Source organism: Fictibacillus halophilus (genome assembly GCF_042680145.1).
GTDB lineage: Bacteria > Bacillota > Bacilli > Bacillales > Fictibacillaceae > Fictibacillus > Fictibacillus halophilus_A.
Genome location: NZ_JBHTNQ010000001.1, coordinates 2,632,368 through 2,658,383, shown reverse-complemented (window position 1 = coordinate 2,658,383; position 26,016 = coordinate 2,632,368). Strand labels below are relative to the sequence as shown.

The 26,016-nt window shown below is 39.8% G+C and carries 24 protein-coding genes; 18 read left to right on the top strand and 6 right to left on the bottom strand.

All coding sequences use genetic code 11. The features are described from left to right. The first annotated feature begins 12 nt into the window (after positions 1 to 12). The 7 genes from flgK (at position 13) to ACFQ4X_RS13630 (ending at position 7,008) form a co-directional block, all read left to right on the top strand. Positions 13 to 1,554, top strand: a complete 1,542-nt coding sequence (gene flgK / locus ACFQ4X_RS13660; protein ID WP_379835953.1) for a flagellar hook-associated protein FlgK — start codon at positions 13 to 15, stop codon at positions 1,552 to 1,554. A 9-nt stretch (positions 1,555 to 1,563) separates the two neighbouring features. After that, complete coding sequence (gene flgL / locus ACFQ4X_RS13655; protein WP_379835951.1) at positions 1,564 to 2,460, top strand: flagellar hook-associated protein FlgL; 897 nt, start codon at positions 1,564 to 1,566, stop codon at positions 2,458 to 2,460. Positions 2,461 to 2,526: 66 nt separating this feature from the next. Continuing rightward, the gene (locus tag ACFQ4X_RS13650; RefSeq protein WP_379835949.1) at positions 2,527 to 3,102 is read left to right on the top strand and encodes a DUF6470 family protein; all 576 of its coding nucleotides are present in this window, start codon (positions 2,527 to 2,529) and stop codon (positions 3,100 to 3,102) included. A 12-nt stretch (positions 3,103 to 3,114) separates the two neighbouring features. Next, positions 3,115 to 3,558 carry a flagellar assembly protein FliW gene (gene fliW / locus ACFQ4X_RS13645; RefSeq protein ID WP_379835947.1) on the top strand — a complete coding sequence of 148 codons (444 nt, stop codon included), beginning with the start codon at positions 3,115 to 3,117 and terminating at the stop codon, positions 3,556 to 3,558. A gap of 1 nt (position 3,559) precedes the next feature. Further along, the gene (gene csrA / locus ACFQ4X_RS13640; protein WP_379835945.1) at positions 3,560 to 3,793 is read left to right on the top strand and encodes a carbon storage regulator CsrA; all 234 of its coding nucleotides are present in this window, start codon (positions 3,560 to 3,562) and stop codon (positions 3,791 to 3,793) included. A gap of 139 nt (positions 3,794 to 3,932) precedes the next feature. Next, on the top strand, positions 3,933 to 5,213 hold the full coding sequence (locus tag ACFQ4X_RS13635; protein WP_379835943.1) for a flagellin: 1,281 nt from the start codon (positions 3,933 to 3,935) through the stop codon (positions 5,211 to 5,213). A gap of 76 nt (positions 5,214 to 5,289) precedes the next feature. Continuing rightward, positions 5,290 to 7,008, top strand: coding sequence for a methyltransferase domain-containing protein (locus ACFQ4X_RS13630; RefSeq protein ID WP_379835941.1), 1,719 nt, complete (start codon positions 5,290 to 5,292; stop codon positions 7,006 to 7,008). Positions 7,009 to 7,137: 129 nt separating this feature from the next. Here ACFQ4X_RS13630 and ACFQ4X_RS13625 read toward each other — a convergent pair whose 3' ends face one another. Then, complete coding sequence (locus tag ACFQ4X_RS13625) at positions 7,138 to 8,988, bottom strand: acyltransferase family protein (RefSeq protein WP_379837176.1); 1,851 nt, start codon at positions 8,986 to 8,988, stop codon at positions 7,138 to 7,140. Between the two features lie 342 nt (positions 8,989 to 9,330). Here ACFQ4X_RS13625 and flaG point away from each other — a divergent pair, with 342 nt between their 5' ends. From flaG to ACFQ4X_RS13605, 4 genes are read left to right on the top strand one after another with little or no spacing between them, the layout of a single operon-like run. Next, complete coding sequence (gene flaG, locus ACFQ4X_RS13620) at positions 9,331 to 9,669, top strand: flagellar protein FlaG (RefSeq protein ID WP_379835939.1); 339 nt, start codon at positions 9,331 to 9,333, stop codon at positions 9,667 to 9,669. A 21-nt stretch (positions 9,670 to 9,690) separates the two neighbouring features. Continuing rightward, complete coding sequence (locus ACFQ4X_RS13615) at positions 9,691 to 11,163, top strand: flagellar hook-associated protein 2 (protein WP_379837174.1); 1,473 nt, start codon at positions 9,691 to 9,693, stop codon at positions 11,161 to 11,163. 31 nt (positions 11,164 to 11,194) lie between these two features. After that, positions 11,195 to 11,596: a flagellar export chaperone FliS gene (gene fliS, locus ACFQ4X_RS13610; protein WP_379835937.1), complete on the top strand. Its 402-nt coding sequence runs from the start codon at positions 11,195 to 11,197 to the stop codon at positions 11,594 to 11,596. Next, on the top strand, positions 11,596 to 11,946 hold the full coding sequence (locus ACFQ4X_RS13605) for a flagellar protein FliT (protein ID WP_379835935.1): 351 nt from the start codon (positions 11,596 to 11,598) through the stop codon (positions 11,944 to 11,946). Before fliS ends, ACFQ4X_RS13605 begins: the two co-directional genes overlap by 1 nt. Before the next feature lie 235 nt (positions 11,947 to 12,181). Here the strand turns inward: ACFQ4X_RS13605 and ACFQ4X_RS13600 are convergent, their stop codons facing one another. Further along, the gene (locus ACFQ4X_RS13600; protein WP_379837172.1) at positions 12,182 to 12,445 is read right to left on the bottom strand and encodes a YqhV family protein; all 264 of its coding nucleotides are present in this window, start codon (positions 12,443 to 12,445) and stop codon (positions 12,182 to 12,184) included. 400 nt (positions 12,446 to 12,845) lie between these two features. Between ACFQ4X_RS13600 and ACFQ4X_RS13595 the strand changes: the two genes are divergently transcribed. The 3 genes from ACFQ4X_RS13595 (at position 12,846) to ACFQ4X_RS13585 (ending at position 14,508) form a co-directional block, all read left to right on the top strand. Then, the gene (locus ACFQ4X_RS13595; RefSeq protein WP_066245425.1) at positions 12,846 to 13,043 is read left to right on the top strand and encodes a cold shock domain-containing protein; all 198 of its coding nucleotides are present in this window, start codon (positions 12,846 to 12,848) and stop codon (positions 13,041 to 13,043) included. Between the two features lie 305 nt (positions 13,044 to 13,348). Continuing rightward, positions 13,349 to 13,903 (top strand): ribosome hibernation-promoting factor, HPF/YfiA family, encoded by a 555-nt coding sequence (gene hpf / locus ACFQ4X_RS13590; protein ID WP_379835933.1) that lies wholly within the window; start codon positions 13,349 to 13,351, stop codon positions 13,901 to 13,903. A 122-nt stretch (positions 13,904 to 14,025) separates the two neighbouring features. Beyond that, positions 14,026 to 14,508, top strand: a complete 483-nt coding sequence (locus ACFQ4X_RS13585; protein ID WP_379835931.1) for a DinB family protein — start codon at positions 14,026 to 14,028, stop codon at positions 14,506 to 14,508. Between the two features lie 30 nt (positions 14,509 to 14,538). Here the strand turns inward: ACFQ4X_RS13585 and ACFQ4X_RS13580 are convergent, their stop codons facing one another. Beyond that, a complete protein-coding gene (locus ACFQ4X_RS13580; RefSeq protein WP_379835929.1) occupies positions 14,539 to 16,395 on the bottom strand; it encodes a dihydroorotate dehydrogenase in 1,857 nt (618 codons plus the stop codon). Between the two features lie 222 nt (positions 16,396 to 16,617). Here ACFQ4X_RS13580 and ACFQ4X_RS13575 point away from each other — a divergent pair, with 222 nt between their 5' ends. Continuing rightward, positions 16,618 to 18,243, top strand: a complete 1,626-nt coding sequence (locus ACFQ4X_RS13575) for a long-chain fatty acid--CoA ligase (RefSeq protein WP_379835927.1) — start codon at positions 16,618 to 16,620, stop codon at positions 18,241 to 18,243. A 446-nt stretch (positions 18,244 to 18,689) separates the two neighbouring features. On the opposite strand, the gene cspC is transcribed toward ACFQ4X_RS13575, so the two are convergent. Both cspC and ACFQ4X_RS13565 read right to left on the bottom strand, forming a co-directional pair. Then, the gene (cspC, locus tag ACFQ4X_RS13570) at positions 18,690 to 18,890 is read right to left on the bottom strand and encodes a cold shock protein CspC (RefSeq protein WP_066292827.1); all 201 of its coding nucleotides are present in this window, start codon (positions 18,888 to 18,890) and stop codon (positions 18,690 to 18,692) included. A 154-nt stretch (positions 18,891 to 19,044) separates the two neighbouring features. Further along, positions 19,045 to 19,638, bottom strand: coding sequence for a hypothetical protein (locus ACFQ4X_RS13565; protein WP_379835925.1), 594 nt, complete (start codon positions 19,636 to 19,638; stop codon positions 19,045 to 19,047). A gap of 210 nt (positions 19,639 to 19,848) precedes the next feature. Between ACFQ4X_RS13565 and secA the strand changes: the two genes are divergently transcribed. Further along, on the top strand, positions 19,849 to 22,365 hold the full coding sequence (gene secA, locus ACFQ4X_RS13560; protein ID WP_379835923.1) for a preprotein translocase subunit SecA: 2,517 nt from the start codon (positions 19,849 to 19,851) through the stop codon (positions 22,363 to 22,365). Between the two features lie 138 nt (positions 22,366 to 22,503). Further along, positions 22,504 to 23,602 (top strand): peptide chain release factor 2 gene (gene prfB / locus ACFQ4X_RS13555; RefSeq protein WP_253805367.1). Its coding sequence is split into 2 segments (ribosomal slippage): positions 22,504 to 22,566 and positions 22,568 to 23,602, totalling 1,098 coding nucleotides; the frame shifts between segments, so codons are not numbered across the junction. Positions 23,603 to 23,847: 245 nt separating this feature from the next. Here prfB and ACFQ4X_RS13550 read toward each other — a convergent pair. Continuing rightward, complete coding sequence (locus ACFQ4X_RS13550) at positions 23,848 to 24,000, bottom strand: hypothetical protein (RefSeq protein WP_379835921.1); 153 nt, start codon at positions 23,998 to 24,000, stop codon at positions 23,848 to 23,850. Between the two features lie 362 nt (positions 24,001 to 24,362). On the opposite strand from ACFQ4X_RS13550, the gene ACFQ4X_RS13545 reads away from it, so the two are divergent. After that, positions 24,363 to 25,994 (top strand): PhoX family protein, encoded by a 1,632-nt coding sequence (locus ACFQ4X_RS13545; protein WP_379835919.1) that lies wholly within the window; start codon positions 24,363 to 24,365, stop codon positions 25,992 to 25,994. Positions 25,995 to 26,016: the final 22 nt, after the last annotated feature.

Below are 26,016 nucleotides of genomic sequence, written 5' to 3'. Positions count from 1 at the left end.
GGAGGAATTATCATGCGCTCAACTTTTCATGGATTGGAAACAGCCCGCAGAGGGATGTTTACTCAGCAATCCGCATTGCAAACGACAGGTCACAATATAGCAAACGCAAATACTCCCGGGTATAGCCGTCAAAGAGTGAACTTTGTTCAGACAGAAGCTTACCCCGCTGCAAGTATGAACAGACCTCAAATTCCAGGACAGATGGGAACTGGAGTAAAAGCGGGGTCTGTTGAACGTGTACGAGAAGGCTTTTTAGACACTCAATTTAGAGGAGAAAATAACAAGCTCGGTTATTGGAGTGCGAGAAGTGAAGCCCTTGAGAAGATGGAAGATATCATGAACGAACCTTCTGATAACGGACTAGCTAAAACACTTGATCGTTTCTGGCAGTCACTTCAAGATCTTTCAGTGAACCCTGAAGATTCAGGAGCTCGCTCAGTTGTGCGTCAGCGCGGTTTAGCAGTGGCAGAAACGTTCAACTATTTATCAAACTCACTTTCTTCTATTCAACAAGATATTAAAGCACAAGCTGATCTAACAACTAAAGAAATAAACGGACTGTTAGATGACATTAATAAGATCAATATCCAGATAGGTGAAGTAGAGCCGCATGGCTACCTGCCAAATACACTTTATGACGAAAGAGATAACTTGGTAGATCGTTTATCTACTCTTTTAAATGTTGAAATTGACCCGCAAAAGAAAAGCGAAAAGCAAAATCCGCTGTCAGTAGGACTTTACGACATCAAGATAAAAGATAAAAACGGACAAGAGTATACATTGTTGAATTCAGAGACAGCAACAGTGAATCATCTTTTTATCAACTATGATGACTCTGGCAATAAACTAGCGAACAGCATTTCAATTGAAAACTCGGCTACACCTATTAACATAGCTGATTTTACAAGCGGAGAACTTAAAGGAATGCTAGAATCATACGGATACAATGATACTGATGGTGTAAAAGGTATCTATCCAGAAATGCTAACCAATCTTGACGAGATGGCATATCAGTTTGCAACAGAGTTCAATAAAGTTCATTCTCAAGGATGGAGCTTAGATGATATTCGCAATGGTGGTACAACGAATAGTAATTATAATTTCTTTGATTTTAACGGTTCAATAAGTGCAGCCAATCATAAAGATGCAGCTAAAAACCTTAAACTGCATGATCATATGAAAGAACTTGATCACATCGCAGCAGCAACCAACCCTTTTGGTGGGGATGGAAGCAATGCTTTATTGTTAGCGGATGTGAAAAACAGTGCTTTGGACTTTCCAGGCAGTAAGTCATCTTTACAAAGTTTCTATGAAGGTGCAATTGGAAAAATGGCGGTTGATGCACAGCAAGCGGTTCGTTTAACAAACAACTCAGCGGTATTAACAGATTCCGTTCAACAACGCCGTTTATCCATAAGCGGAGTTTCTTTAGATGAAGAAATGACGAACATGATTCAGTTCCAGCATGCGTATAACGCATCTGCTCGGAACATTACAGTAATCGATGAAATGCTAGATAAAATCATTAACGGCATGGGTGTCGTCGGAAGGTAGGTGTAAGTAATGCGAGTAACACAATCCATGTTATCTAATAACATGCTTCGACATATTAGCAATAGCTATGAGAGCATGGCAAAAACACAAGAGCAGCTTACTACTGGAAAAAAGATTAGCCGTCCATCAGATGATCCAGTTGTCGCTATGAAAGGTATGACGTACAGAACGAACTTAACGGAAGTTGAGCAGTATAAACGTAACCTATCTGAAGCTTACAACTGGATGGAAAACTCAGATGCAGCACTTGATAAAGCGACAAGTGTGATGCAGCGAATCCGTGAACTAACCGTTCAAGCAAGTAACGGTACTTATGAAGAATCTCAAAAAGGTATGATTGGAAAAGAGATTGAACAGCTGAAAGAGCACCTTGTTTCCATCGCTAACACACAGGTTGCGGGGAAGTACATTTTTAATGGGAATGATACAACAACTAAGCCTGTTGATTTTGATAAAACACCATCTGTTTCGACAAATACAAACTCGGTTAATCTGGAGCTGTCTCAAGGTATTGAAGTTGCAGTTAACATAAACCCGAAAAATGTCTTTACCCATACTGCTGGTTCAAAAGAAAGTGGTTTGTTTGGAGATATTAATGAGTTGATGAAAGCACTTGATGGTACATCAGGAGAAGAACTAAGTGGGTTCCTTAATAAGCTAGATTCACATATTGATAATTTAGTAGCCGAACGTGCTGAGCTTGGAGCGAGATATAATCGGGTAGAACTAATTGATGCCCGTGTCAGCGAACAAGAAGTCATCGCAAACAGAATTCTTTCTGATAATGAAGATGCGGATATCGAGCGTGTTATTACAGATTTGAAGATGCAGGAAAGCTTACATCGCGCGGCATTAGGAGTTGGTTCTCGCATTATGCAGCCAACCCTCATGGACTTTTTACGATAAATCTTAGAGAGCTATCCTCGTGATAGCTCTTTTCTTGCAGTAGACACTTTTTTAGGAGGGCATCTCATGAACGTTCCTCAAATTAGATTGGAATCAGCTTCTGCTAAGATTGGATTAACTATAAATAAACCTTTACAAGAAATTCGGCAGCAGCCCGCAGATTTAATGATTAAGCAACCAAAGGCAGAGTTGCAAATCGACCGTACACTTTCACAGCTCACAATTGATCAAACCGAAGCCTGGGCAGATATGGATTTAAAACATATTTCTAGAAGAATAGAAGAATTTGCACAACAAGGTTCCCAGGATTGGTTAACCGGACTTGCCAGAATGGCTCAAGAAGGGGATGACCTCATGATGATCGAAAATGGTGGAAACCCGATTCCAGAACATGCGAAAATAAACAGTGAAAGTCCAATCTATGAATTTAACATTGGTTTCATACCGTCGGCAAATAGCGTTAAAATTAACTATCAGCCAAGTGTGGCGAAACTGAATTGGCAAACACACAAACCGGAAATTGATGTTAAAGTTAATAAACCTGTCCACAATTATAGACCTGGAACAGTGGATATTGACCTAACACAAAAACCGTCTTTATCTATTGATTTCGTAGGATTACATGTTGATGAAAAAAAGTAAAGGATGATGACTATGATACTTCATACAAAGTTTGAAGAAGCTATAGAAATTAATGAAGGAGATATTCTATATTTCGAACATGGCTTGCCAGGATTTGAAAATGAAAAACACTTTGTCCTACTCCCGATGGAAGAAACCCCTTTTTCAACACTGCAATCTATTTCTACAAAAGATCTTGCGTTTTTTACAACAAATCCATTTCTCTTTTTTAAGAAATATGATTTTGAATTAGCAGAATCCGTCCAAGATCATTTAAAGATCAAAGATGAATCAGATGTGCTTGTTCAGGTGATCTTAACGATTCATGAACCTTTAGATAAGTCTACTGCAAATTTGCAAGCACCAGTTGTAATCAATGTTAAAGAAAACTTGGCTAAACAAGTGGTTTTAACAGATAAACGATATAAAACAAGACACGAACTTTCAGAATCCAAGTTAGTCGGACAGGAGGGTTAGTATGTTAGTATTAACCCGAAAATTACAAGAAGCAATTAAAATTGGTGACGATATTGAACTAACGGTTTTGTCTATTGACGGTGAACAAGTAAAACTTGGAATCTCTGCACCTAAAAATATCGAGATTTATCGAAAAGAAGTGTACCTAGCCATTCAAAACGAGAATAATGAAGCGGCAGATACATCATTAAATGGATTTCAACAATTAAAAAAGTTAAAAAAGAATGAATTCTAGTTAAACATGTTTCTATTAACTCCGATATTAAGAATGTAGAAACAAGTAGTACTTTTAACGGCCGTAAAAGTAAAGCATGTTTCAATAAAGAATCCAACCACAAGGACGTGGACGGAACACATTCAAGGAGGAAAAAGAAATGAGAATTAATCACAATATTGCTGCTCTAAATACTTATCGTCAGTTAGGAACTGCTAATGCTGGTCAAATGAAGTCAATGGAAAAACTTTCTTCCGGTCTTCGTATTAATCGTGCTGGAGATGACGCTGCGGGTCTTGCAATTTCTGAAAAAATGCGCGGACAAATTCGTGGGTTAGATCAAGCAAGTCGAAACGCTCAAGATGGAATTTCTATGATTCAAACCGCTGAAGGTGCTTTGAATGAAACTCACGATATCTTGCAACGGATGAGAGAATTATCAGTACAGTCTGCAAATGATACAAACACTGATCAAGATCGTAAAAATGTTCAAGATGAAATGACACAATTATCAAAGGAAATCGATAGAATTTCCTCTACGACGCAGTTTAACTCTAAGAACTTATTGGATGGTTCTATGTCAAAAGCAAGTACTGCACAAGCTAATATTCTAGGAAACGATCAACTTCGAGTTACTAATAGCTCAACTGCAGTTGCTACTACAGATGCACTTACATCTTTACTTGATAAAGATGGAAATTCCCTTGGAATTACAATGACTGACACAATAACTATTTCTTATGTTAAAGATGGAACAACAGTGTCAAACACTTTTACAGTAAGTGATGGAGCTGCAACCCCTGCTTCTAGAACGCTTGCAGCTTTAGGAACAACAGGTACTGGTGATGATTCAAATACTGCTGCTCCAGCTATGGATTCTACAAATAATAAACAAATAAACATAGCAGCTCAAACTACAGGAGCTACAGGGGCTATTAATGGATTGACAATAACTGTAAAAGATGCGAACGGAAACATTCGGCAAGCTGCGACCAATTCTCTTTCAGCTTTTACAGAAGTTCAACAAGCAAAAGAAACTCGTTCTAATGGTAGTGCTACATTCCAAATTGGTTCTAACACCGATCAAAGCCTTAGTTTAGATGTAAATAGTATGAGTGCTTCAGCATTAGGAGTAAAAGATTTGAAAGTTGAAACTCAAACACAAGCTAATGTTGCTGTAAAAGTTATTGATGGTGCAATTCAAAAAGTTTCAGCTGAGCGCTCTAAACTTGGATCAGTTCAGAATCGATTAGAACATACTATTAACAATTTAGGAACATCTTCAGAAAACTTAACTGCAGCAGAATCACGTATTCGAGACGTTGATATGGCAAAAGAAATGATGAACCAGACAAAAAATTCTATACTATCTCAAGCGGCTCAAGCTATGTTGGCTCAAGCTAATCAACAGCCACAAGGTGTTTTACAATTATTAAGATAGTATTAAGTTAATTTCTATAATAAGAGGTCAAGTTTATCTTGACCTCTTTGTAATATAAGAGGAAGGTAACATTATAATGAGTACAAATATAAGTGTGAATAGTAAACAATATTGGGATTATCGTTTTAAAAACGATTGGAACAATTTTGATGGTAAACAACAAACTAAGTTTTTTGCTAATTTGATAATTAATAACCTGCCACACTTTATTAAAGAAATTTTAAATAACGGTGTTAAAGTATGTGACATAGGGTGTGCTGAGGGACAAGCAGTTGAAGAATATTCTTTAAAATATCCTAATTGTAAAGTGGTAGGTATTGATTTTTCAAATCAAGCAATACATAACGCAAAAGAACTATACCCAGATAATGATTTTTTTTGTTTAGATATTCAAAACCTTAATTTTAAAAATGATATATTAATATCTTCAAATACTCTTGAGCATTTTTTAAATCCATATCCTATAATTGACAGTTTATTAAGTAATACCAGTAAGCACTTGATACTTCTTTTACCTTTTCAAGAGAATAAAAGTAATATGGCAAATGAACATCATTATAGATTTGATTTTGAAAGTTTTCCCTTAGTAATAAATGATTTTGTACTTTCTTTTCATAAAATAATTGATTGCTCTAAAATTAATAGAGGTAAATTTTGGAACGGAAGTCAAATCCTTATAATATATTCTAAAATATCTGAGTTGCAAAATGAATCTTTAAAATCAATAAAAAATGATGATTGTTATCTTGAAAATCCCACTAATAAACACCCGAAAATTTTTATTGGAGCACCAGTTCGGAACAGGGCTTGGATTTTACCAAGATATATTGAAGGGTTATTAAAACAAAAAGTTAATTTTGAGACTTGTTTTATAGTTAACGATAGTGTAGATAATACTGAGCAAATTTTAAAAGAAAATGGGTTTGACGTCTATAGATATAACCTTGATAGTAATTATGGTGAAAGAAGAGGAGAATATTCTAAAAAGAATTTGGCTTTACTAAGAAATGTTTTATTAGATGAATTTTTGAAAAGTGATTGTGATTATTTATTTTCTGTAGATACAGATATTATTTTACCAGAAGGAAGCCTCCAACAATTAATTAATCATGATAAAGATATAGTTTCAATGATAATAAAAAATAGTCCAGTTTTAATGGCTCATAATATTTTTGTTGATGGAAAACATATAGAAGAAGTTCCCGAAGGGCTTATTTCTGTAGATATGACTGGTGCAGTATATTTAATTAAACGATCTGTAATTGAGGCAGGTGTTAGGTATGGAATGGATGTGCTTGGGGAAGATATCCCATTTTGTCGAACTGCAAAACAATTAGGATTTGAAATTTTTTGTGATACTAGATTAAAACCAATTCACGTATTTGATGATGGTATAGAACTAATAGCAGAGACTAAAAGAAACATAATAACAATTAATTCACTAATTGATGTAAATGTTCAAATTTTAGAGTTAATTGATATGTGTGAGGAAGGTATTAAAACCTTTGTGACATTAATTAAAAAAGGACAAATAAAAGAATCAATGGAAATTCTTCAAGATATAATAGATTCTTTAAATAAAGTTGGCAGTACAATGAAGAAGGAATTAATAAATTTTATGGATAAACAAATGGAATTGAAATTTAATAAGATTGATAAAAACATTGGCCAGATATTTGAATTATTAAATATTGAAGATTATGATGGTTGTATTAAAATATGTGAGAATAATTTATATGATAATTTTCTAATGTGGAAAAATTATATGAGAAATTGTTTAATTATAAAAAAGTAACCGAAGTTTAATTATTTAGCATAAAGGAAAAAATTTTACTTATTAATAGAGTGGAATTCTGTTCTATATTCGATAAATAAAAACAAAATAGCCAACCGCCTATTATCAGGTGATTGGCTTAAGTTGAAATTAATTCATGTGATAAATAAGATACTTAGCATAAGCTTCTGCACCTGTTAATGTTAGATGCACACCATCTTTTCCAATGTATTCATGGTGTGATTCACTGAACGAGAACCAGTCTACTACTTTCACATTCTTATAAATTCTCGCAACTTCTTTCATAGTATCGTTGATTTCATTCTGCCAAGGTTTTGGTACACGTGTAGTAATCATGTAAATATCACGATTTGTTCCAATATCCTCAATTAATTCAGCAAGTTTTTCCTCAGAAAGCGGTCCGTTTGCTCCAAGCTCGATGACAACAATCTCTCCTAAGCTGCCATTGTTTTTCTTTTGCTGCACGATATCTTCGGCTTCTCTAAATTGACGTCCGATTTTTGCATCAACCTCTACATTCTCGAAGGCTTCTTCAAGGTGTGGCGTTACATCGATCATGACGGAATCGCCAATAACTGTTACTGACTTGTTTGTCCATGCAGGAGGCGCTTCGATCAGAGGTGTTTCTTTCGGCTCCTCTTTTTTAGGTTCTGTTTTTGGTGTTTTAGGTTTAATGTCCGGTTCGTTTATCTTATTCTCTGTTGGCGGTTCTTCTTTTCCGACTTTTTCTTGTATCGCATTGATCACGTTGTCTTTACTGAGCGCAACAGATGTTGTTGTGAGACCTATCGTAGAGATCGCTAAAAAGACGCAAAGGATACTTGCTGTTGTTACAAAGCGTCCGATAAACGATTTTTCCCGTCTCCATTCTCCGCATTTCACAACTCGGCAGAATCGGGTTAACGCTCCTTTTCGTATTGGATTTTCGATGAATGTCCATGATAGGCTTGCAAAAGTTAAAATTAAGAACAACTGTAACGATGTTCGGACTAAGCTAGGTGCATCGGCTCCCCATTGAGGACTAGAAAGCACAATCACCGGAAAGTGCCATAAGTAGATTCCGTAAGAACGAACTCCAATCCAGCGCAATGGTTTGAAGCTTAACACGGTGTTCAGTTTACTGGATGGATGCACGATTACAGCCACCACGAGCAGTGAAGCAACAGACATCGCCACCATACCGCCTTGATACAGGAAGTCTTGATACTGGTCCGTACTCCAGAACATGTAGAAAATGAAACCTAAAGCAAACAGACCGACAAAATCTAATTTCCAGCGAATCTCAGATGGCAAGTTCGTTGATAGCTTTCGGCTCGGCCAGATAACTGCTAAGCTAGCACCAAGTAATAGCGAAAAGATTCGTGTGTCTGTTCCATAATAAACACGGCTCGGATCAGTTCCTGGTTCATACAAAAGTGTCATGGCTGCAGCTGAAGCAATTGCTCCTAATAGCATCACAGAGAACAAAGATCCTTCTTTCACCTTCATTTTCAAAACTAGTAAAATCACAAGCGGCCATAAAATATAGAATTGCTCCTCCACCGCCAGCGACCAAAAGTGAGTTAAAAGGGAAGGGGGGCCAAAACTCTCAAAATACGAAAGGTCCTGAAAAATGTACCACCAGTTGCTGACGTATAGTATCGCTGCAACCGTATCTTCTTCTAATCTATCTAACATGGACTGTTCAAAGATCGTAACCCATGTAATGACGACTAGTAGCATTGTGAACATAGCAGGCAGCAATCTTCGTGCCCGGCGAATCCAAAAGTTTTTAAAATTAATCCGATCTGTTGTAACAAATTCAGTGATCAGAAGATCGGTTATTAGGTATCCTGATAAAACAAAAAAGACGGTAACTCCGAGTAACCCTCCAGCAGCCCAATCAAAGTTTAAATGATAGGCGATGACGGCAAGAACTGCGATTGCCCGTAATCCGTCAAGGCCCGGAATGTATCTGTTTTTATGTAGAGGCTGTTCAATGGCTGCATTCTGTTTGGAGCCAGCTTTATGGGGCTGACTGCGTTTCTTTGGCTGTTTTTTCTGTCTATCTTTCATTAATGCCATTATCCTCTCATTAGTTTTATTTTAGGATTTTTATTTTTAGTAGTTTAATTTTTTGTATGTATAAGATTGGTGTTTATTGTTAATTTTATTTCATTAATCTTCTTCAACATCAACTATTTTACAATAAAAAACTGTGTATGAGAGCAGTTTCATAGAATTGTAATAAAGTTTCTTCTTTTTTTCTTTTACCCTTCTTCCTCAACAATTATTTGAACAATCCGATATAAGATTTAGAGAAAAATTAAAGGGGCGATGAAGGTGGAACTACAATCTATTAGTTCTCCTGTTATTCAAAAATCTGAGCCTGTGCTTAAAAGCCAAAACACACAAGAACAAACACCGAAAGCTGAAGCGTCAGTACAAGCAAAACCGACAAAAGAAAAACTAGAAAAAGTTATCAATGCGATGAACGATATGCTGAAGCCAGCACATACATCTACTAAATTTGTTCTTCATGAAAAATTGAACGATTATTATGTGCAGATTGTAGATGAAGTAACAAAGGATGTAGTGAAGGAGATACCGAATAAAAAGTTTCTTGATATGTATGCAGAAATGATCGACTTTATGGGTATCTTTGTTGATAAAAAAATTTAGGGACGGTGATGAACCGTGGTTATGAGAATTGGCGGATTAGCAAGTGGAATGGACATCGACTCGCTCGTTAAAGATTTAATGAGAGCTGAGCGAATTCCTTTAGATAAACTTGCACAGAAAAAGACTACTCTCGAGTGGCAGCGTGACGATTATCGATCAATGAATAGATTGTTAAAAGATTTAGATGATTTGATTTTCAGCGGTATTAATATGCAGGGAAGTTTTTCAAAAAAGGCTGTTACAAGCTCTAACTCCAGTGTTGTTTCCGCAACAGCAAATGGAAATGCAGTTAATACGACCACAAACATTGATGTTTCTGTTTTAGCTAAACCAGCAATGTGGGTAACAGAAGGGACTCTTGCAGAAGGGTATACAGCTGCGGCTGATGTAAAGCTTTCTTTTTCCGTTAAAAGTGGTGATGGATCAACTACTACTACGCAAACAATTGATATTGTCAAAGGAGATAGTATTGACACCATTGCTTCCAAGTTTAATTCTTCTGGTCTTGGTGTAACTGCTTTTTATGATGAACAACAAGATAAATTCGTAATAACAAAAAAAGATACTGGTGACCAAGCTTCCATAATAATAAATGACTCGGGATCTGGAACTGAAACTTTTATGCAAAGCTTAGGTTTTACTAATGCAGTTACTAATGGAGAAATTGCAACTACAGGTAAAAAACAGGGTACTTTGGCAGAATTTACGATTAATGGTTATGATACAAAAAGAGCGACAAACTCATTTACAATAAGCGGTGTCACGTATAATCTCCAGCAAAAAGGCTCTGCAAACATCTCGGTTTCTAGCGACACAAATGCTACGGTAGATATTATTAAGGGTTTTGTGGATAAATACAATGAAACTATTGAAACCATTAATAAGAAGACAAGTGAAACTAGATATCGTGATTTTCCTCCTTTAACTGATGAGCAGCGCAAGGATCTTTCTGAGAAAGAAGCAGAACTGTGGGATGAGAAGGCAAAGAGTGGTATGCTGCGCCGTGATTCCATTCTTTCAAGCGGATTGAATGCCATGCGTCAAGATATGTATTCAACGATAAATACAGGGGACACAAAATACGATCAGCTTTCAGAAATCGGAATTACAACTACAAGTATTTATCAGGATAAAGGGAAGCTAGAAATAGATGAAACGAAGCTACGGGAAGCTTTAGCAACTAATCCAGATGCCGTTATGAAACTTTTTACTGGCACCGACGCTGTTGATGGAGTTGCTAAAAAACTTAGGGAAACCATTGAAGGTACTAAAAAGAAGATTGAATCGAAAGCTGGAAATGCTGGAGGAACAAATGCAACATACACTCTCGGTCGCGAACTAACAGACGTAGATAAACGAATCTCAGCATTCGAAGATCGTTTAGTTCAGGTGGAGAATCGATATTGGCGCCAGTTCTCCGCAATGGAACAAGCAATCCAGCGTTCAAATCAACAATCAATGTACTTAATGCAACAGTTTGGCGGCGGACAGTAATCTTTAAACCAAAAAGGAGTGTTACCTTTACATGTCCATACTTAACGCGAACAAGGCGTATCAAAACAACTCAGTCCAAACGGCGTCTCCCGGCGAGTTGACGCTCATGCTCTATAACGGATGTTTGAAATTTATCGGTCTCGCGCGTACGGCGATTGAGATGAAGAATACAGAAGAAAAGAATAAAAATCTATTAAAAGCACAGAAGATCATTCAGGAATTGATGGTTACGCTGAACATGGATCTAGAAGTTTCGAAGTCCTTGATGCAGATGTACGATTACATCAACCGCCGTCTGATCGAGGCGAACATTCAGAGCGATGTAGAGATCCTGGATGAAGTGGAAGATTATGTGCTGGATTTCCGCAACACTTGGAAAGAAGTAATCCTGATTAACCGCCGTATGCAGCACGGCGAGGCTGGGCGCGTGTAATGTCAGCCGGTAAGATTTTATTGGAGATTACGAAAAACCTATATGATCATGTGAGTAGCGGGCTTCCAAAAGTGGAGCGCGAACTTTACATCGAGCGGTTGAATGAGCTGTTAGATCAGCGTCAGGCGATCATGAATAAGTTGCCTCCCACGTATTCGGAGGAAGAGCAGCGTATAGGGCAGATGATTTTGAAGATGAACGAGACGATCGAACCATTGCTGGTGCGTCAGTTTGAAGAGATCAAGCACAACTTGTCGATGATGAAGAAGAAGAAAGAAAAGAATGTCCAGTACGCAAATCCGTATCAGACGCTGTCGGCGGATGGAATGTATTTTGATAAGAAGAATTAATGAAACCTTAGCTCCGAGTGGGCTAAGGTTTTTATTATGATTAGAGTGGCATGTCGAACTGTGCCGCCTCGCGAGTATATTTTATTTTTCGTGAGATTCGTAAAGATTTTCGTGAGAATAAGTTCCATTTTCGAGAGAATAACTCTTTTTTCGTGAGATTGTCCAATCGAGAGCACATACACTTAGTACCTCTGGAGTAAAAAGTAACAATAAATGAAATTTTTCTACGAAATATTCACCTCTTTATCCCATAAACAATACAAATAATCCCCAACATAATCCACAATAAGCTTGAGAAAGATAGTTTAGCAGACAATCCATAGATTCCAATGGTCATCGTAGAGAAAAAGATAACGGGTCCGACCATGGAGAGCAGGGAATTAATGACAAGTGCGCGTTCGACGGTATTGTAATGCAGCATAAAAAGAGCTGCAGTGATTTCGAGGGTTCCGGATAGTATGCGGATTACGGCCATGCTTAGGACTACTTTTTCGATCATGTTCAGCAACGTCCATTGCCTCCTTTTTAAACACGTGTTTAACTTCCCTGAGTTTGTATATTGCATTATATGTGGCCAAGCCTGAATTAGAAGTATGAAAAAAGTCGCTCCTATTCGCAACTTTACCAATTGAAGGACTGACTGCTTGCGATGATGTGCGAAGCTGGCACAAATGGTTTCGCAGATGTTCTAAGAGCTTTCAAATAACTGGTTGTAACAATCGGTTATTTTTATGTATATAATGTATATTTATTCATGTAAGCCGACTAAGATTTTTCGACAAAACTTCTTATTATTCGCTAATCTTAAGCCTTTGACAACTTTTTTGGGTATGTGTCATACTATGAAGTGTATAGATTTACTATACAAAGATTCGCATGATGAAGGGATTGTGAAAGGCATGTTAGGAAAAGTAAAATGGTTTAACGCAGAAAAAGGTTTTGGATTTATTGAGCGCGAAGACGGGGACGATGTGTTCGTACACTTCTCCGCAATCAACACTGATGGATTCAAAAGCCTTGACGAAGGTCAGCAAGTTGAGTTTGATATTGTAGATGGCGCACGTGGGCCTCAAGCGGCTAACGTAACTAAACTATAATTCAAAGCATTAACGACCATAACTGAGATCCCGCCTGTCACCGCAGGCGGGTTTTTATTTTTTATGAGACGATAATTTATTTTAAAATAGTAATAAATTGTGTGAAAAGTAATGCTCTTCTTAAATTTAACCAATCCATTATGAAATTTGATTCAAATTTCTTTATATCTAAAGTTGTATTAGCTCGCTATATTAAGAAAATGTCGAGAATGTAAATAAATTGTCAAAATATTTTAAATGTTACGGAGGAATTCTTTTAGGGTACATAGAAATATATATACATCACCGAAAGGAGGAGTTAAGTTATGCATTTTAACATTCGTGGAGAAAACATCGAGGTGACCGAAGCCATTAGGGCTTACGTGGAGAAGAAGGTAACTAAACTCACAAAATACTTTAACGAAACTCCGAACTCTGAAGTACACGTCAATTTGAAAGTGTATAACAATGAACAATCCATTGAGGTTACAATACCGATGAAGGGACTCTTGCTTCGTGCAGAGGAACGTCATTTGGATTTATACGCTGCGATTGATTTGGTGGTAGAAAAATTAGAGCGTCAAATTCGTAAACACAAAACAAAAGTAAACCGCAAATTTAGAAATGCTGAAGGTTCAAAGCACATGTTTGCTAACGGAACAGATGGAGTATCCACTGCTCTGTTGGAGGAAGAAGATGACTTCGAGATTGTCCGTGAAAAGCGTTTTGACTTTAAACCGATGGACACCGAGGAAGCGATTCTTCAAATGGGCTTACTGGGCCATAACTTCTTCGTATATAACAATGCCGAAACTGGTGAGATGAACGTCGTGTACAGACGTAAAGACGGCAAATATGGACTGATTGCTGGAGATATGTAACTTAACAAAAAAATGATAAAGGCACGCTCTGTATAGGGTGTGCTTTTTTTTGTGATGAGAAGGGATTTTTTAACGTTTAAGCGAAAAAAGTAAATAGCAGGGAAATGAAGGAGGTAACCAGGTTGAGAAATGAAATCTTATTAAAACAGCTCGCTGCTTTCCGCCATAATACGTTGAGCTCGGTTGAAGGATTAACAGAAGAGGAAGCGGACTTTGTTCCTGAAGGCTTTAACAACAACATTCGTTGGAACTTAGGGCACATTTACTTGGATCAGTACGATTGGCTATATCATAAAACGCGCGAGGATAATCCAGCCCAGCGTCATTATCGTGAGCTGTTCGGATACGGAACAAAGCCGGAGAACTGGCAGCAGACTCCTCCGACACTTGAAGAACTTCGTAACCGTTTGATGGAGCAGGTACAATTTATTGAGCAGGAATTCGGTCATCGTCTCGATCAGGAGTTAGATGAACCGACTGAGCTTGGCATGAGTACGTTTGCGGAAGTACTGCCGCGAACTTTTTATCATGAAGGGCTGCATATGGGGACGATCATCGCTATCCGAAAGGCGATTAACTTACAAAAACAATCTCAACTAAAGTAGTCAATTAAAAAAGTGCAGATGCAATCGCGTCTACACTTTTTTTGCTCCAAAAGAAGTCAATGATAGTGGTTGCTTCTTACTCCCTCTCAAATAAGGATAAGAATAAATCAAACCAACAATATAAAACACAAACAACAGATAAGCAGGTGAAAGATGGAAGTGATTATCATACCCGATCATAAAATGAGTTCCTACACCTGTCACAAATCCTGGTATTCCTCCGATTGCAAGTGTCCACCAGACCCATTTTGCACCTTCTGTATAGCCCCATAAAGCGATGGTTAGCAGGAGAAATCCCTCAGAGATCAATGCTCCGCCAAAGCCTGCCCGGTCATGCGCAATTAAAGGAATGAGTTTCTCGTTGAATGCTGTTATCTGTTCAGGTGTCAGTGAAAAGAACATCAGGTCCTCTGGTACAAAAACGCCATTCATGCCGATAATCGAAATGACAATACCAGCAGAAAGCAGGCAGACACCTGAGATCACAAACATACTTTGTCCAAGCTGACTTTTTTTCCATGAAGTGCTGTTGTGTAAATTCGTCCCATTGCTTCCGATTGTCATGTTTCGGGATCGATAAAGTCCAAAGATGAAAAATGGAAAAATTATAAAGTAATAAAAAAAGTGAAGCTTATCGAAATAACCAAAGCCTATAAAATAAAAGAGATTTAAAAAACCGATGGCTGCCGCTATCACAAATGCTTTTTTAGCCCAATGTTCACCTTTCCTTATGCCGTGGTAAGAGAGCTGCATGAACATAAAACCTGCGGATATCATGACTCCGGCAAGACAGATCCGGTCATGTGACATGAAGTGAAACAGATGGTGATTGTAGGCAATGATCTCCTCGCTTTTCATTCCTAAAAACGCCTCGTCATATGGCAGGAGAACCTGAGTAAGACCAACTATCAAAGCGATAATTCCTGAGAGAAAAACACCCAAACCCATAAAGAAAAACGATAGCCATCCATTTGTGTTTTGCTTGGTTTCGGAAGTCCTTTCATAGACATAACGCTCATTAATTCTTTTGGGAAGACCTGGTCCAGAAAAAACGAATCCGCTATGAAGCTGGATAAGTGATGCTCCAGAGCGGAAAAGTTCTAGAGCATCGTTTGGTTCGTGTACACCACCAGAAGCAATAATCGGTTTATCAAAAGGTAAAAGCTGCTGAATGCTGCTTTTCAAAAGCGGAATCTCAGATTTTCCTAGTTCTATGCCGTTGTCTTTTTGAACACCTTCTCTAAGTAAAAAACCATCAATCTCTAAATGGTTAAATTTGTTTTCATCCAGCTTGTTATGGGTTAACTCCAAAAAAACCGGTTTAGTTGTAATTTTCCTCAATTTCTCAATGTGATCAGCCGCATTTAGATCAACTATAAAAAAATCAGCATAATCATCAAGGTTTTCAGTTAGATGAGATAGCTCTTCTTCTGTTTGACCCTTAATCCCTATACCCATTGGAACGGTTGGCTTTGTCTGCTGAAGTTTTCCGAGTGCTTCATCTAAACCCATATTCGAATGCAAATGTTGATACCATAATGTTTCTTCATCTGTATTGCGTTTAATAGGTTTCTGCAATGTACAAGGTTTTATTGAAATTGGCCCCACTTCTATAAAACCGAACCCAAGATTAGAATAAGAAGTTGTTCCTTTTAAGTTAGGATCTAATGCACCGCTAATGCCAACAGGGGAAGGGAAACGAATGCCAGCAATATTTCGCTCTAATTCTCCAGGCGGCTGCATGTGTCCAAAGAAGTTGATGACTTTATCTCCAAGTGGAAGTCTCGCGAGCTTATTCATTAACTGTAAAGTAAAATCCCTGCTCGTTTCTGGTTTCATCCGGAACAACACTGGTTTAAAAAATGTATGATACGACCAATCTGGCATAATTGACACTCCTTTATATGCCGTTTTTTATAGTTTAACGTAAAAATCTAACAGAATTTCAAAATATTTTTCTACATTAAAAAATCCTTATCATTTTACCAGTAAAACCCTCCAATAAATGTGTTTCCATAGCAGGATTTCATCCTAGGTAAGGTGAACTAGTTGAGTAGTGATAGCGCTTACAGTTATAGCTTGTTTTATTTCAAAGGAGGAGAAGCAGTTATGATGATGAATGTGCCATTTCGAGTAACGAGTATGTTGGAGCACGCGGAACGTTATTTTGCTAAAAAAGAAGTAACAAGCCGGACGATGTCAGGGATCCGCAAGTTCAGTTACCGTGAGATCGGGGAACGGACCCGCAGGTTGTCGAGTTCGCTTAAGCGGCTTGGTGTTCAAAAGGGTGAGCGCATTGGTACGCTTGCATGGAACCACCATCGCCACCTTGAAGCGTATTTTGCCATCCCTGGTGTGGAAGCTGTACTTCACACGATAAATATCCGACTTTCCCCTCAGCACATCGCATACATTATCAATCACGCCGATGACCAGATTTTATTGATCGATCAGGACATTCTTCCTCTTGTTGAACACATAAAAGACCATATTCCTAACGTAAAAGCTTTTATATTAATGACCGATGAAGATGAGCTGCCTAATTCACGGCTTCAGCCACTTTATCATTATGAAAAACTTCTTGAGACGGGTGACCCGGGTTATGAGTTCCCTCAGAATGTTGATGAGAATGACCCTGTTGGAATGTGCTACACGTCTGCCACAACTGGGAATCCGAAAGGGGTAACGTACACGCATCGTTCGACGGTTCTTCATTCGATGGCGCTTGGGCTAGCTGATTGCGGAGCCGTTTCAGAGAGTGACGTTTGTATGCCGGTTGTACCGATGTTCCACGTTAATGCTTGGGGGCTTCCTTATGCTGCGACTTGGTTTGGATCGAAGCAGGTTATGCCTGGACCGCAGTTTACGCCGCAGCTTTTAGCAGAACTTATTGAGATGGAAAAAGTTACGGTAACCGCTGGCGTACCAACGATTTGGATGGGACTCCTTCGTGAATTGGATCAAAAAAGCTATGATACTTCTAGCCTTCGAGCTGTTTTATGCGGAGGATCTGCTGCTCCAAAAGGCATGATCAAAGCGTTTCAGGAAAAACATAAAATTCCGTTCATGCACGCGTATGGAATGACAGAAACGAGTCCGCTTGTGATCTCGACCCGCCTCAAAACCTACCAAACGGACTTGGATGACGAAGCAAAACTAGATATTAAAGCAAAACAGGGCTATGTCGTGCCGGGTGTTGAGATGAAGGTAATCGGTGCGAACGGTGAAGTGAAGTGGGACGGCAACGAGATGGGAGAATTGCTGCTCAGATCCAATTGGATTGCTGATGAATACTACCAAGACGACAGGACGGAAGGGACGTTCGTCGATGGCTGGCTTCATACCGGGGATGTTGTAACGGTTGATGAAGAAGGCTTTGTGAAGATTGTAGACAGGACGAAGGATTTGATTAAGAGCGGCGGGGAGTGGATCTCGTCAGTAGATTTAGAGAATGCGATCATGGCTTACCCGGATGTTTTTGAAGCTTCCGTTATCGCGGTTCCGCATCCGGAATGGCAGGAGAGGCCGCTCGCGTGTGTCGTTTTGAAACCTGAAGCAAAAGGAAAAGCAGCAAAAGAGGATATTCTGGAATATTTAAAACCGCAGTTTGCGAAGTGGTGGATTCCAGACGACATCGTGTTTATGGATGAGATTCCGAAAACGTCGGTCGGAAAGTTCTTAAAGCGGACATTGCGTGACCAGCTGAAAGATCATTATATGACACCGGCTACTTAAGAAACGAAAAAAGCATTGCTCTCATACAGTTTGAGGGCAATGCTTTTATAATAGCACTATTGAAGTATTTAGTATGTTATACTATGAATAACCTTTAATGCATTAAATTTTTTACTTTGCCTGTACCATGTCCCTGCTCAACTTTTTGAGCGGGGTTTTTTTATTGATTATTTTATTTAGGCTCATCTTCTAAAAGATAGTTGCTTTTGAACATTTTTTGTGGAGTACGCTTCTTCGACTAGTTGATTGGAGCGTAAGGTGCGAGACTCCTGCGGGATCAGCGGGACAGGTGAGACCCCGCCAGCGCGAAGCGATAGGGAGGCTCACCGCACGCCCCGCGGAAAGCGAGCATCCTGGAGCGGAAATCAACCCTTCCATATTGCAACAAAGTAAAAACAATAAAAAAACAGGCTCTAAAGAGAGCCTGTTCATATAATCATATAAGATTATGCTTTTTGAACGTTAGCAGCTTGAGCTCCACGAGCACCTTGCTCAACATCAAAAGTTACTTTTTGGCCTTCGTCTAAAGACTTGAAACCATCAGTTTGGATTGCAGAGAAATGTACGAATACGTCGTCTCCATTTTCGCGTTCGATAAATCCAAAACCTTTTTCTGCGTTAAACCATTTTACTGTACCTTGTTCCATTTTTGTTGCCTCCTAGTGCGTTACCACACAATATATTACTATCCTTGCCCAAATCTATTCTCAAGAAGAAAAATTATATTTCAAACTATTGATTACACCGAACAAAAATAATTCTAGAATCATCATAACAGCAATCTTATGAAGTTGCAAATCCTTAATGTGCTTTCTGATACCATTCCCATGTTTCGGTTACTTCCCAATACACCCCATCTTGTTCATAACCATTCAGTGTAATATCCAAATCATGAAAAATACGATGGACTCCTTTTAGCGGTTCGACACTGTCTGATTTCATGCTTGAATCTATTTTAGCAATCGCGTTTTCCATATCTGCCTTTAATGGACCCGACACAAAAGGCTGGATTTTGTTCTGTATATCATCCTTCACATTCATCAGTTCTTCTTTATTCCTCGAAATACTATAGTTATTCCAAGCATTAAACCCTAGCTCGCGGTTCCAGTACTCATGCATGACATTTATTCGGCGCTGTATTTCCGTTACCGGAACTTTTAAAGTAGGCTTGTAAATCGAAGTGCCGCTCGTTTTTTCAGCAGCCGCAACTTCTTCATTAGAAGGCAAATCAAAATCTGCTGCAGATTTTGTTCCGAACAGCGCGTAATACCCCCATGTTCCAAGGCCCCCGATAATAAAGAAGCTCAAAACAAGCGTCAGAATAATGGTTTTGTTCCTTTCGCTGCGCACCTTTTGTTCACTGGTGCTATCCCTCTCTAACTCCGCTTTTTCCATTAAGAACCTCCTGATTAACCTTTTCATTATTTTACCAAAATTTAGGTTTCGTGTCTCTTTAAACTATAGAAAATTTCACATAAATAGGAATTCCCATGAAAGCCGATGATACAATTCAGATGAAAAGATTTGGGATTTCTTGTGGCTCGTTTCACAAACTGGTAGAATAGAAGTGGTATATAATTCTCGAGAACAGGGAGCGTTTATCGGATGATTAGCATTTTGAAAAAGATTTTTCCAAGTTCCAATGATCGGACGCTAAATAGATATGAAAGAGTTGCCGAAAAAGTAGACGCGTTAGCAGAAGAGTTTAAAGCGTTAAACGATGAAGCTCTTGCGAATAAGACGGCTGAATTTAAAAGCCGCATTGAAAAAGGTGAGTCACTAGACGACTTGCTGCCAGAAGCGTTTGCGACTGTTCGTGAAGCATCCGCTCGTGTATTGAACATGCGTCATTATCCAGTACAGATTATGGGTGCTGTTGCACTTCATGAAGGTAATATTGCAGAGATGAAAACCGGTGAAGGTAAAACGCTCGTAGCGACTATGCCGGTCTATTTGAATGCGCTTGATGGAAAAGGCGCTCACGTTGTTACAGTCAACGAATACTTGGCTCGCCGTGACTCTGAAATCATGGGGCCGCTTTATAATTTCCTAGGGCTGACGGTTGGACTGAACGTTTCTGACCTTTCAAAAGAGGAAAAGCGTGAAGCGTATGCTGCAGATATCACATACGGAACGAACAACGAGTTCGGCTTCGATTATCTGCGTGACAATATGGTGGTTTATAAAGAGCAAATGGTCCAGCGCCGCAATTTTGCGATCGTCGATGAAGTCGACTCCATCCTAATTGATGAAGCGCGTACCCCGCTCATCATTTCTGGCTCTGCACAGAAATCTACCCAGCTTTATCAGATGGCAAACATGTTTGTGCGCCAGCTGAAAAAAGATACGGATTATACAGTGGATGAAAAGACGAAAAACGTGCAGCTGACGGAAGAAGGGATCAACCGGGCTGAGCAGATGTTCAGCATCGATAACCTTTATGATTATCAGCATGTAACACTTAATCACCACATCAACCAGGCGTTAAAAGCGAACATCATTATGCACCGTGATGTGGATTATGTGGTTCAAGATGGCGAAATCGTGATCGTTGACCCGTTCACAGGACGATTGATGGCAGGACGCCGTTACAGCGACGGACTACACCAGGCGATCGAAGCGAAGGAAGGTCTCGAGATTCAGCGTGAAAGCATGACGCTTGCGACGATCACGTTCCAGAACTACTTCCGTATGTACAACAAGCTTTCTGGTATGACGGGTACGGCGAAAACGGAAGAAGAGGAATTCCGCAACATCTACAACATGGATGTTATCGTGATTCCAACGAACCGTCCGATTGCACGTGATGACAGAGCAGATTTAATTTATAAAACAATGCAAGGCAAGTTCAAGGCGATCGCGGCTGAAATCGAAGAGCGCCATAAGACTGGTCAGCCGATCCTTGTTGGTACGGTTGCCGTTGAAACGTCTGAATTGCTTTCACAGCTTTTAACAAAACGTAAAATTCAGCACAACGTCTTGAATGCGAAAAACCATGAGCGTGAAGCCGAAATCATCGAGAACGCGGGTCAGCTTGGTATGGTTACGATCGCGACTAACATGGCCGGCCGTGGTACAGATATCAAGCTTGGCGAAGGTGTTATTGAAGTTGGCGGTCTGCACATTTTAGGTACTGAGCGCCACGAATCACGCCGTATTGATAATCAGCTTCGCGGACGTGCAGGTCGTCAAGGAGATCCAGGTTCTTCTCGTTTCTACATCTCTATGGAAGATGAGTTGATGAAACGTTTCGGTTCTGATAACTTGATGACGATGATGGAGCGTCTTGGCATGGATGAGGATACGCCGATCGAGTCCAAAATGGTTACAAAAGCAGTTGAATCTGCGCAAAAACGAGTTGAGGGATCGAACTTCGATGCTCGTAAGCAGCTTTTACAATATGACGATGTTATGCGTCAGCAGCGTGAGATTATTTACGCTCAGCGTCAGGACGTACTGGATGCTGAGAACTTGAGCGATATCGTACTGCGTATGATCGATTCTACGATTGAACGCATCGTAACGGTTCACACGCCTGAATCGGAAGTTCAAGAAGAGTGGAATACAAAAGAAATCACGGATTATGTGAATGCAGTTATGTTCACAGAGCCTGTGTTTACGGAAAAAGATTTCTACGGTCTAGATCGTGAAGAGATCATTGAGAAGATTCAAGCGAAGGTTCATGCGGCATTTGCAGAAAAAGAAAAGCAGCTGCCTGCAGAGCAAATCGCAGAATTCCAAAAAGCTGTTATCCTTCGTTCGGTTGACAGCAAGTGGATGGATCACATTGACCAAATGGAACAGCTTCGTCAAGGGATTCATCTTCGTGCTTATGGCCAGACGGATCCGTTGCGTGAGTATCAGTTTGAAGGCTTCGAGATGTTCGAAGCTATGGTAGCTGCGATCGAAGAGGAAGTTACGACTTACATCTTAAAATCGCAGATCGAACAAAACATGCAGCGTGAACAAGTGGCTGAAGGTAAAGCTGTTGTTCCAAGCGACAAAGCAGAAGCATCTAAAAAGAAACCAGTACGCAAAAAGCAGGACATCAAGCGCAATGATCCATGTCCTTGCGGAAGCGGTAAAAAATACAAGCAATGTCACGGTGCTGACCAGGAATAGTTCAGTATCGTGAGTGAAGAGAGTCTCTTCGGGGCTCTCTTTGCGCATGTTTTCAGCCCATATAAACGGGTTAATTTTTTATTAATCAATAGCATACGTTAAAAAGTAGCTACAATCATAAAATGAGGTGCAGAGATTATGGATTTAGTAGAAGTAAAACAAGAACTCAACGTTATTGAAAAACGTATCAACGACTTTAGGGGGTCTCTTTGACCTCGATTCAAAAAAAGCAAGAATCGCTGAACTAGATGAACAGATGAGTGCACCGACGTTTTGGGATGACCAGAATGCAGCGCAAGTTGTTATTAATGAAGCTAACGGATTAAAAGAGCAGGTAAATGAATTCGAGGAACTTGCTTCTTCCTATGAGGACTTGGAAATCGCACACGAACTTGTGAAAGAAGAAGCAGATGCTGACATGCAAAAAGAGCTTGTTAAAGATACGAAAGAACTGATCGCAAAACTTAACGACTTCGAGCTTCAGCTTTTATTAAACGAACCTTACGATAAAAACAATGCAATCCTGGAACTTCATCCGGGTGCGGGCGGTACGGAATCCCAAGACTGGGCGTCCATGCTGCTTCGTATGTACACTCGTTATGCTGAGCGCCAAGGTTATAAAGTTGAAACGCTGGATTACCTTCCTGGTGATGAAGCTGGTGTGAAATCTGTAACGTTGAGCATAAAAGGTCACAATGCATACGGCTATTTGAAAGCGGAAAAAGGGGTTCACCGCTTAGTGCGTATCTCGCCGTTTGATTCGTCAGGCCGCCGTCATACATCATTTGTTTCATGTGAAGTGATGCCTGAAATCACAGATGATACTGAAATCGAAATTCGTACAGAGGATTTGAAGGTCGATACGTACCGTGCGTCTGGTGCAGGCGGTCAGCACGTTAACACGACTGACTCAGCCGTTCGTATTACGCACACACCAACGAACACGATCGTGTCATGTCAGACAGAGCGTTCTCAGATCAAGAACCGTGAACGTGCGATGAAGATGTTAATGGCGAAACTTGTACAGCGCCGTTTGGAAGAACAGCAGGCACAATTAGCGGAAATCCGCGGTGAACAGAAAGAAATCGGCTGGGGAAGCCAGATTCGTTCATACGTTTTCCACCCTTACAGCCTAGTTAAAGACCACCGTACAAACACTGAGGTAGGTAACGTGCAATCTGTAATGGATGGCGAAATCACGCCGTTTATTGATTCATATCTAAGATCAAAACTATAAATGTCTCTTTTTTAATAGATGGCTGCTAAGAATGTTTTGTAGTTTCTTCATTGAAAAGTTAATTGGAGCGCAAGGTGCGAGACTCCTGGGGGATTAGCGGGACAGGTGAGACTCCTAACGGCGCAAAGCGCAGAGGAGGCTCACCGCACGCCCCCCGGAAAGCGAGTACCTGGAGCGGAAAGTAACTACTTACAAAAGCAGTCAACACCAAAAAACTTCCGAGCCACGTGCTTCGGAAGTTTTTTTTAGCTTATTTTTGTGAGATCGTTCTTTCGTACAAGTTCTATCTTACTTTGCTGTGCTTTTTTTGCAATTTCCACATTCCCATTTTCGTAAATCCACACCACTTGGTACTCTACGCCTTTATAAACGACACGACTTCCCACTTCTATATCCATCGCTTCACCTCAATAAAAGTACCTTATGGTTAATTATACCTATAAACAACAGTAAGTAAATTGGGAAAATCATAGGATGCGCCTATCATTTAGCGTTACATTTATATAGCTATTTTCCCAACTTAGAAGTTTTACAGAGGAAAGCTTAAAGTATGGAAAGGTTTATTTAAACAATTTTTCAACTGTTGCTCGCCAATGTTAATAATCGCCACACTTCAGAATTTTACGACCGCCTCTTCAAAACTTTTAGAAAAATCTAGAAAACCTTAAACGTTTGTTTAAATGTCCTACATAGTGGCTTAACAATTTCACTTTATCCTTAAGGGTGCAAGATAAATTATTGGTACTAGGGGGAAAATGGAGTGGAAAAGAAACCATTGGATAGAAGAACCTTTCTAACGTATTTAGGAACAGGCGCAACAGCACTTGCTGCAGCAACTTCTGGCTTAGGCGTTTTAACAGAAAAAGCAAATGCTCAATCAGACAGCTTAATGCGCATGAAGCCTCGCAAAAAAGGATTTAAGTTTCACCCGATTGCACCAACAGACAAAGATGAACTTGTTTTACCAAGAGGTTATAAATATGAAGTGATCGCGTCTTATGGTGATGTGATTAATAAAAAAGGCGACACATTTGGATTCAACAACGATTTTACTATGTACTTTCCGATCGATGATTCAAGCGAACATGGTTTGCTTTGGGTGAACCATGAATACACGAACCCTTTATATGTAGAAGGCGAAAAAAAGGGAGACAAATATACAGCGGCTCAAATTGAAAAAATGCTATACAACCAAGGCGGTTCCATTATTGAAGTTCAAGTAAAAAACGGCAAGTGGACGTTAAACAAGGATTCTGAACTTGCACGCCGTGTAACAGGTTTAACACCTTTCGCGTTAACGGGGCCAGCTAAAGGAAACGCCGCCGTATCTGGTGCTACTTCTGTTCAGGGAACATTTGCGAACTGTTCTGGAGGAAAAACACTGTGGAACACCGTGATGTCTTGTGAAGAAAACTATGAGGATACTTCTGAAGCGGCAGGTTTAGACCAAACACACTACGGCTGGGTTATTGAAGTAGACCCGTTCGACCCGAATTTCAAAGTAAGAAAGCACACAGCTCTTGGCCGCTTCAACCACGAAAATGCAAGTATGGGCATCTCCAAAGATGGACGCGTAGTCGTTTATATGGGAGACGATAAAAAAGATGCATGCGTGTACAAGTTTGTGAGTAAAGGCAAGTACGTGGAAGCTAAAGGCAAAGAAAACAGCAAGCTTTTAGAAGAAGGAACGCTTTACGCAGCTGACCTGCAAAAGAGCAAGTGGGTAGCATTAACAGTCGAGGCGGTTCGTGAAAAAGCAGCTGGTGACGCTGAACTTTTAGAAAAGTTCAAAACGCAAGCTGATGTCGTTGTGAACGCACATGATGCTGCAATTTTACTAGGTGCAACACCAACGGACCGTCCGGAAGACGTTGAAATTTCACCTTTAGATCAAACAGTGTTCATTGCACACACAAACAATGATAAGCATGGAAACATTCACGGACATATCACACGCTTTTTTGAAAAAGACGGAGACCATGGCGCAGAGGAGTTTGACTTTGAAATCTTCGCAGCTGGCGGACGACAAAGCGGGTTCAGTGCTCCAGATAACTTGACGTTTGATTCAAATGCCAACCTTTGGACCGTGACTGATATTTCATCCAGCAAATTGAACTCTGATGCGTGGACGAGCTTTGGAAACAACGGTATGTTCATGATCCCGACAGTCGGTCCAGACAAGGGAGTTGCATTCCAGTTCGCATCAGCTCCAAAAGAAGCAGAATTGACAGGACCATCTTTTACACCAAATGAAAGAACTCTATTCCTTTCCGTGCAGCATCCAGGAGAGGAAACGGAAGATAAAGCAAATCCAACGAGCACATGGCCGCAAGTGCGCGGAGGCAACCAGCCGCGTCCATCAGTAGTAGCGATCACTGGCTTTAAGTTTTAATGAGTAACAAATTCTAAGGAGG

Bases quoted from the DNA above. Each gene is read 5' to 3' on its own strand.
- flgK (WP_379835953.1), top strand. From the start codon at position 13: ATGCGCTCAACTTTTCATGGATTGGAAACAGCCCGCAGAGGGATGTTT.
- flgL (WP_379835951.1), top strand. From the start codon at position 1,564: ATGCGAGTAACACAATCCATGTTATCTAATAACATGCTTCGACATATT.
- ACFQ4X_RS13650 (WP_379835949.1), top strand. From the start codon at position 2,527: ATGAACGTTCCTCAAATTAGATTGGAATCAGCTTCTGCTAAGATTGGA.
- fliW (WP_379835947.1), top strand. From the start codon at position 3,115: ATGATACTTCATACAAAGTTTGAAGAAGCTATAGAAATTAATGAAGGA.
- csrA (WP_379835945.1), top strand. From the start codon at position 3,560: ATGTTAGTATTAACCCGAAAATTACAAGAAGCAATTAAAATTGGTGAC.
- ACFQ4X_RS13635 (WP_379835943.1), top strand. From the start codon at position 3,933: ATGAGAATTAATCACAATATTGCTGCTCTAAATACTTATCGTCAGTTA.
- ACFQ4X_RS13630 (WP_379835941.1), top strand. From the start codon at position 5,290: ATGAGTACAAATATAAGTGTGAATAGTAAACAATATTGGGATTATCGT.
- ACFQ4X_RS13615 (WP_379837174.1), top strand. From the start codon at position 9,691: ATGAGAATTGGCGGATTAGCAAGTGGAATGGACATCGACTCGCTCGTT.
- fliS (WP_379835937.1), top strand. From the start codon at position 11,195: ATGTCCATACTTAACGCGAACAAGGCGTATCAAAACAACTCAGTCCAA.
- ACFQ4X_RS13605 (WP_379835935.1), top strand. From the start codon at position 11,596: ATGTCAGCCGGTAAGATTTTATTGGAGATTACGAAAAACCTATATGAT.
- ACFQ4X_RS13600 (WP_379837172.1), bottom strand. From the start codon at position 12,445: ATGATCGAAAAAGTAGTCCTAAGCATGGCCGTAATCCGCATACTATCC.
- ACFQ4X_RS13595 (WP_066245425.1), top strand. From the start codon at position 12,846: ATGTTAGGAAAAGTAAAATGGTTTAACGCAGAAAAAGGTTTTGGATTT.
- hpf (WP_379835933.1), top strand. From the start codon at position 13,349: ATGCATTTTAACATTCGTGGAGAAAACATCGAGGTGACCGAAGCCATT.
- ACFQ4X_RS13580 (WP_379835929.1), bottom strand. From the start codon at position 16,395: ATGCCAGATTGGTCGTATCATACATTTTTTAAACCAGTGTTGTTCCGG.
- ACFQ4X_RS13575 (WP_379835927.1), top strand. From the start codon at position 16,618: ATGATGATGAATGTGCCATTTCGAGTAACGAGTATGTTGGAGCACGCG.
- cspC (WP_066292827.1), bottom strand. From the start codon at position 18,890: ATGGAACAAGGTACAGTAAAATGGTTTAACGCAGAAAAAGGTTTTGGA.
- ACFQ4X_RS13565 (WP_379835925.1), bottom strand. From the start codon at position 19,638: ATGGAAAAAGCGGAGTTAGAGAGGGATAGCACCAGTGAACAAAAGGTG.
- secA (WP_379835923.1), top strand. From the start codon at position 19,849: ATGATTAGCATTTTGAAAAAGATTTTTCCAAGTTCCAATGATCGGACG.
- ACFQ4X_RS13550 (WP_379835921.1), bottom strand. From the start codon at position 24,000: ATGGATATAGAAGTGGGAAGTCGTGTCGTTTATAAAGGCGTAGAGTAC.